The 1,078-nt window shown below is 65.1% G+C and carries 1 protein-coding gene and 1 pseudogene; both read right to left on the reverse strand.

What is annotated here, in order from left to right; all coding sequences use genetic code 11:
* A partial coding sequence (locus EN969_RS32485; RefSeq protein ID WP_127419806.1) for an N-formylglutamate amidohydrolase occupies positions 1-726 on the reverse strand: 726 nt, incomplete at its 3' end.
* Positions 726-1,078, reverse strand: a pseudogene (locus tag EN969_RS32490) (glutamine synthetase); the annotation flags it as partial. The pseudogene EN969_RS32490 and the gene EN969_RS32485, both read right to left, overlap by 1 nt.

Raw genomic sequence — 1,078 nt, forward strand, 5'->3', positions numbered from 1 at the left:
CAGCCGGTCCGCCCATTCCTCGATGCCGGACCGTGTCGACAAAAGATCCTGCCGGATCTCGACGAGGACGGCGGCGATGCCGCGATCGTCGCCATGGATGGGCACGGCGTAGTCGGCGTCGCGGCTGATCACATAGGGTACATTGGCCGCAACATTGAGCGCCGCATCGGTGCGCAGGCCCGAAAGGATCGCTTCGGCGAGACCTCTTGCTTGGTCATGCAGCACGCCGGCATGCCAGGGCCTGCTGACGCCGAGGAAGACCGGCGTGAAAGAATGGATCGTCACGATCCGCGTCTGCCGGCCTGCTTGTGCCCGGCGGTCGAGATAAGCGGTCACCCGGTCATGGAACGGCGAAAAGATGATCTCGGCGCGCCGGGTCCGCTCCGCCGCATCGATGCCGACATTCCCGGGAATGTCGGTGTCTTCCGACAGTACCGGAATGCTGCCTGGCGTGCCCAGTGGCCGGTTGAGGTCGATCAGCAGCCGCGAATAGCCGCTGAGGAAGGCCGGAGCATCGAGCTTCGACGACAGCAGGCGGGTCACTTCGGCGGCGCCGATATCCCAGGCGATGTGGCGCTGCAGATGGTGGGCATCGAGGCCAAGCTGTCGATACTCGACCGGCATGTGGTTGGACGCATGCTCGCACAACAGCACGATATCGGAACGGCCGTGCTCGTTGAGGGCCTCGACGGCCTCGGGCCAATCTTTTTTTGTCACTGCGGTCATCAATAGAGCGTCCGGTAGAGATCGCAGATGGAGGCCGGATCGAGACCGGCAAGACGCTCGGCTTCATGTCGCTTGAGGCCGACGAAGGTTTCGATGAAGACGGGCGCGAACCATCCCGTCACGGTGCCGTCGGCCAGCAGCGCGTCCAGTGCCGCGGGCAGGGTTTCGGGCAGGCGCACCAGACCAAGACTTGCCCGCTCCGCCTCGCTCATCAGTGTCGGGTCGCCGGTGACCAAAGGTGGCGACGGCAGGCCCGCCTCCAGCCCCTCCAGCCCGGCGCGGATGATCGCCGCCAGCGACAGATAGGGATTGCCGGTGGCGTCGGCGGCCCGGTATTCGATGTTGTATTGCC

Origin of the sequence: Mesorhizobium sp. M7A.F.Ca.CA.003.01.2.1, from assembly GCF_003998945.1 — a bacterium.
Classification (GTDB): Bacteria; Pseudomonadota; Alphaproteobacteria; order Rhizobiales; family Rhizobiaceae; genus Mesorhizobium; species Mesorhizobium ciceri.